Below are 5,792 nucleotides of genomic sequence, written 5' to 3' on the forward strand. Positions count from 1 at the left end.
AATAACTATGCTTTATATATTAGACTAACACTTAAATACTTTAATACTAAATATAAAGCTTACACATTATTTCATGTAGCAGTAACTAATTAGGTTATAAAACTAAATAGTAATAAAGTTATATTTGATATGATTACTAAAATTAAGAATAGCTTTATGTATTAAAAAGCAAAAAGGCTTTCAAAATTAATTGAAAGCCTTTTGTTATTATTTAATAATTAACTTTAATAGTTACCTATTAGTTGTTAATTAATCTAAATTCAGTTCTTCTGTTTGCTGCGTGCTCTCTTTCAGTACAAGAAACACCGTCTTTACATCTGTTCTTTAATTTGTTTTCACCGTAACCATTAGCTACTAATAAGCTAGAGTTTATACCTTTAGAAATTAAGTAATCCGCAACAGATTTAGCTCTTTTTTCAGATAAACTTTGGTTAGATGCATTATTACCTCTTGCATCTGTATGAGAAGCAATCTCTAATTTAACACCTGGGTTTTGCTTTAAAACTGGCATTAATCTAGAATCGATAATACTTTTAGCTGCAGGAGTTAAAGTAGAGCTACCTAAGTTCCAGTTAATAGGTAAAGCTTGGTATTGTACTAAAGAACACTCAACTTCGCTCCAAGTAGTTAAACCACCTTTTTCCTTTAATACTTCTTTTGTAATTGTTTTAGTTACAGCTGGTACAGATACGTTTGTAGTGTAAGCATCTTTATCTAATACAGTTTTAGTAATTTCTTTATACTCAGCAGGAATAACAGTTTCTACAACAGAAGGACCAGAAATTAATACTGTTTTCTTGTAAGTTGCGTTTCTTGATCCAATTGGAGTTTTTGATACAGAAGCATCTGCACCTAAAACCTGAGTTTGAATAGTTGTAAATTCTGCTGGGTAACCTTTGTAACACCAGTATCTACAATCATCTGGGTTACCAGAAGCACAATCAGGAGCAGAAGCACCTAATTCCCATACTGCATAAGCAGGTTTAACTTCTACAGTTTCTGAGCTAGGGTTAAAACTAGCTGGTGTAATGCTAATAGTGTTACCACCTTCTTTAGCTACATAAGAAATTGTTTCTGTACCCCATTTAGCAGGAACTACTTTTAACGTCTTACTTTCATCTTTTATTAATACACGCTCTGTAACTGTCTTAAAAGTTGCAGGTACTGCCTTTAATACAGAATATGCAGGCTTAGTAGTAATTGTAATTGACTCATTTACGTAAACATCTGGAGTAGTACAACGTACATAACATTTACCTGGTTCTGGATTAGTTGGCAAGTCTTGAGCCATTGTAACAGATGCAGTCATAACTGCAAATAAGAATAATAATTTTTTCATTTTTGGTTAATGTGTTTAATTAATGTTAAAATATGTTAAATAATTATACTGCAAATATAAAATTTTATGATCGATAAAACACAAAAAAGCAGACAAAATTATTAAAAATACCAGTTTTACTGATATTAACGGGTTAACAGAGGTTAATTATTGAGTAAATACATTATCTTAATTAAATCTTAAAATTAATTTAACCAACTCCTTTAAAAAAATCTTATCTTTAAGAAAAATGTGGAGTTATGATAGATATAATTAAAAAAGAGGATAACACTTTCACTTTTCGTTTAAAAACAAAGAATAATATTGTTTTGCTACAAGGGAATAGTTTTAATAGTAAGGAAGAAATAAATAATACTATAAAAGAAATAAAGCCGTCTATAAACAGTTTAAACGTTTTTGAGCGCAAAACAGCTTACAACGGCAAATTTTTATTCAATTTAAAAAACCTGAACGGTAAAATTATAGGTAAAAGTCAATTCTACTCTTCTGAAGCAGGAATGGAAAATGGTATAAAAAACTTAAAAAATAGTTTTTTATCAATTTAATAAACTTATAAATGTTTTAAAATAGACAAAAAGGAATTATGCATACTATCTGTATAATCTAAATGCGTTACTATACGTAGTTTACCTTGTCCCATTCCTATAATTTCTATATTATTTTTAAGTAGTTTTTCTAAAAATTCTTCTTGCGTAATTTTAGTTTCATCAATTGCAAAAATTATAATGTTAGTTTCAATTGGTTCTACAGATTTTACAAAGTCAAGATTTGTTAAAACCTCTCCTATTTCTTTTGCTTTTGTATGGTCTTCTTGTAAACGCTCTATATTATTATCTAAGGCATAGATAGCCGCTCCTGCCAAATAACCAGCCTGTCGCATACCTCCACCAAATAGTTTACGCACACGTATTGCCCTTTGTATATCTAAGTTAGAGCCTACTAAAACAGAACCAACAGGACAACCTAAACCTTTACTTAAACAAACACTTATAGTATCAAATAAATCTCCGTATTGCTTTGTAGTCTCTCCTTTAGCAACTAATGCATTCCATAAACGAGCACCATCTAGATGGTATTTTAAATTATGCGCATTACAGACTGCTTTAATTCTTTTTAACTCTTCAAAATCCCAACAAGCTCCTCCTCCTTTATTAGTTGTATTTTCTATACTAACTAATGTTGTTAAAGGACTATGGTAAAAATCTGGTGGATTTATAGCTTCCTCTACCTGTTTTGCCGTCATCATACCTCTATGACCATCTACTAACCTACATGAAACTCCACTATTAAAACTAACACCACCACCTTCATAATTAAAAATATGCGCATATTTATCGCATATTAATTGCTCTCCGGGTTGTGTATGTAACTTTATTGCTGTTTGGTTAGCCATAGTTCCACTAGGAAAAAACAAAGCAGCTTCTTTACCAAACATAGCTGCCACTTTAGCCTCTAATTTATTTATGGTTGGGTCGTGTTTAAAAACATCATCTCCTACTTCTGATGCAAACATTGCTTGCAACATTTCTGGTGTTGGCTTTGTGACTGTATCACTAATAAGGTTAATCTTCATTCTTTACAATTTATATTTTTTTAATTTATAAAACATTCCATTCCTATAGGTGAACCATCTGGCATTTTAGGAGAAACTATTGTTTTAAAAAGTTCTGGATGTTTTTGAAAATGATCAATTCTATTTACAACCTCTAAGGCATAAGGCTTATTTCTATCTAAAAATTTATCTTTTAACTCTTGTAATTTAAAATTAGCTATTGCATTTACTTTTGGATGCACATTTTTACTTGCTGCTAAGTTTTTAATATAGTACAACACTCTAAAATTAATATTCTGTTGCACTTCATTTAAATAAGTATCTCTATAATTATTTTTAAATGTGTTATTTATTAGTTGATCTAGCACCTCTTGCAATCCAATTTGTTTAGTATTTAAACTTTTTTGTTGTACTAATCTAGATGCTCTCTGCGGGTGCAACAAAAATGAAAGAGTCATATCTGCTGCAGTTTCTGCAGCTGACAAAGCATCAAAAGACACTCCTGTTTTACCACTAAAAGATTCTCTTGTACTATTGTATCCTAAAGCTCTTGGCGGAAACAAAGACAACTTATTTTTTGGAATTGCTATTTGTTCTGCGTCTACTGTTTTTAATAAACTGCTTAAAGCGTCTTCTTGTTCTTTTTTAGAAACTGTTTTTACAGTAAACTGCGAGTCGCCTTTAACAGTGTAATTATAATCTAACCCTCCTATCAATTTAGATGTAGCTTCGGTTTGGTATCTATGAAAAAAATAAAGAGGAGCAAAAACATCTTCTAAAACCGAATTTGGTTGTCCGTCTTTTATATTATCAATTGAAAAATTAGCAATACCAATAGCTCTTATTTTTAAAACTTTATCTAATTCATCTACCGCATTTGCTCCATTATCCCAAAGATGGGCATAAGCGTGCGCACCACCACTTGCTCTTGCATCTCTGTCTGATATAAACCGGTAGCCTTCTTTGTGAGATTTTTCAATAATACTTTTTAATTCTTTTTCTTCGTTTACACCGTCTTTAAAATCCGAATAAGAATAGGCTACTGCATACTTATCCCATTCTCCTATTCCTTCTGCATAAGCATTAGAGAAATCAATAGTAGAACCTTTTAATTTAAATTGAGGATGCGGATAATCCATTACAGAAGCTCTGTTATTACTACTTGCTGCAAAATTATGTGCAAAACCTAAAGTGTGCCCAATTTCATGTGCAGATAATTGGCGTATACGTGCCAAAGCAAGTTTTAGCATTTCCTTGTAATTATCATCGTTTTTAGCAAAGGGTTTATTTGTAAGCGCTTGTGCAATTAAAAAATCCTGTCTAATTCGTAAACTACCTAAACTTACGTGTCCTTTTATAATTTCTCCTGTTCGTGGGTCTGTTACACTTGCGCCATAACTCCATCCTCTAGTAGACCTATGTACCCACTGTATAACATTGTATCTAACATCCATTGGGTCTGCATCTGCTGGTAATATTTTTAACTGAAAAGCATTTTTATAACCAATAGCTTCAAAAGCCTGGTTCCACCATTTACCACCATCTAATAATGCAGAACGTACAGGTTCTGGTGTACCATTATCCAAATAATAAATTATTGGTTCTACGGCTTCACTTATTGCTGCATTAGGGTTTTTCTTTTCTAATCTATGTCTTGTAACAAACCTCTTTTTTATATCCTCTTGTACCGGAGTAGCATAATCAAAATAAGAAAACATAAAAGAACCACTACGCGGATCATAAGCCCTTTTTTTATAGTTACCATCTGGAAGTTCTATAAAAGAATGATGTTGCGCTACAGTAACCAAACTAGATGTTGGTGTTACAGAACCAATGTTTCTTCCTTTAGCTTGCCCCTTAAAAGTTAAAAATACATCAAACTCTATATTTTTAGGAAACGCTTTAGTACGTTCTAAATTAAAAGCACTTTTACTAACATCTAAACTATAAGATCCTTGTGACGTATTCTTTAACTTATTAATAACACCGTGAGTGTCTTGCATAAATAAACTTGTAATATCTATTACAAATTTCCCATCTTTTTCTTCTTCTATTTTAAAACCTCCTAAAATAGATTTTGCAAAAGCTTGTTCTACAGACTGCTTTTCTAATACATTTTCTGTTAATGCCCTATATTGTAAGTTTGGTTGCACTAAAAGCAACTTACCACCTGCTCTTTTAAAATAAACTACACGAGTTTTGCCTAATTGCCCCCTATCTAAACCAATATCGTTACTACCTACACCGCTACTTAATGAGTTAACATATAAAAACTCTTTTTCTAAATCTTTAACCTCTAAATAAACCTTATCTGTTTTATTATCATAATAAAATGAAAAATAGCCAGAGTATTTTTTAAGATCCTTTTTATTACTTGTAAATTGTGCATTTACAGAGAAACAATAAGTTATCAATAATAAAAATATAGATATATGCCTCATAGGTTGGTTTTTTTTAGATTTTCTAAATTTATATAAAATAGATTGTACAACCATAGTTTAGTGCTATTTTTGCTTTTAAATTATTTTAATAAATGATAACAACAGATCAATACAAAGATCTTTTAGATCGCCTTGGTGCGTTAAGGAGGTATCTTTGACATAGATGCCAAGCTTATAGAAATAGAAAACGAAGAAGAAAAAACCCTAGCTCCAGATTTTTGGAACAATGCGCAAGTGGCACAAGCGCAAATGAAAGTTTTACAGTCCAAAAAAAAATGGGTTAAAGATTTTGATGATGCAAAAACTCTTATTGCAGATTTAGAGGTTCTACTAGTGTTTTTAAAAGAAGGCGATGTTACTGCTGAAGAAGTAGAAAACCATTACAACAAAGCAAAAGGAAGAAGCAGAATTTGGAAATATCAAATGGGACAAATGCCTATTAGTCAATTAAATAAAACCA

At 31.1% G+C, this 5,792-nt stretch carries 4 protein-coding genes and 1 pseudogene; 2 read left to right on the forward strand and 3 right to left on the reverse strand.

Features of this window, described 5'->3' with window-relative positions:
• Positions 1-238: 238 nt before the first annotated feature.
• Positions 239-1,339, reverse strand: coding sequence for an OmpA family protein (locus ABJD66_RS11395; protein WP_100896165.1), 1,101 nt, complete (start codon positions 1,337-1,339; stop codon positions 239-241).
• Between the two features lie 239 nt (positions 1,340-1,578).
• Here ABJD66_RS11395 and ABJD66_RS11400 point away from each other — a divergent pair, with 239 nt between their 5' ends.
• Positions 1,579-1,884, forward strand: a complete 306-nt coding sequence (locus ABJD66_RS11400) for a YegP family protein (RefSeq protein WP_100896166.1) — start codon at positions 1,579-1,581, stop codon at positions 1,882-1,884.
• A gap of 5 nt (positions 1,885-1,889) precedes the next feature.
• Here the strand turns inward: ABJD66_RS11400 and ABJD66_RS11405 are convergent, their stop codons facing one another.
• Positions 1,890-2,912 carry a GntG family PLP-dependent aldolase gene (locus ABJD66_RS11405; RefSeq protein ID WP_348131611.1) on the reverse strand — a complete coding sequence of 341 codons (1,023 nt, stop codon included), beginning with the start codon at positions 2,910-2,912 and terminating at the stop codon, positions 1,890-1,892.
• A 20-nt stretch (positions 2,913-2,932) separates the two neighbouring features.
• Positions 2,933-5,332: a zinc-dependent metalloprotease gene (locus ABJD66_RS11410; RefSeq protein ID WP_348131614.1), complete on the reverse strand. Its 2,400-nt coding sequence runs from the start codon at positions 5,330-5,332 to the stop codon at positions 2,933-2,935.
• Between the two features lie 92 nt (positions 5,333-5,424).
• On the opposite strand from ABJD66_RS11410, the pseudogene prfB reads away from it, so the two are divergent.
• Positions 5,425-5,728, forward strand: a pseudogene (gene prfB / locus ABJD66_RS11415) (peptide chain release factor 2); the annotation flags it as partial.
• Between the last annotated feature and the right edge of the window lie 64 nt (positions 5,729-5,792).

Origin of the sequence: Cellulophaga sp. (assembly GCF_039943695.1) — a bacterium.
In the GTDB taxonomy this organism is placed as follows: Bacteria; Bacteroidota; Bacteroidia; order Flavobacteriales; family Flavobacteriaceae; genus Cellulophaga.

Excerpts from the sequence above, each read along its gene's own strand:
- ABJD66_RS11400 (WP_100896166.1), top strand. The coding sequence starts at position 1,579 with ATGATAGATATAATTAAAAAAGAGGATAACACTTTCACTTTTCGTTTA.
- ABJD66_RS11410 (WP_348131614.1), bottom strand. The coding sequence starts at position 5,332 with ATGAGGCATATATCTATATTTTTATTATTGATAACTTATTGTTTCTCT.
- ABJD66_RS11405 (WP_348131611.1), bottom strand. The coding sequence starts at position 2,912 with ATGAAGATTAACCTTATTAGTGATACAGTCACAAAGCCAACACCAGAA.
- ABJD66_RS11395 (WP_100896165.1), bottom strand. The coding sequence starts at position 1,339 with ATGAAAAAATTATTATTCTTATTTGCAGTTATGACTGCATCTGTTACA.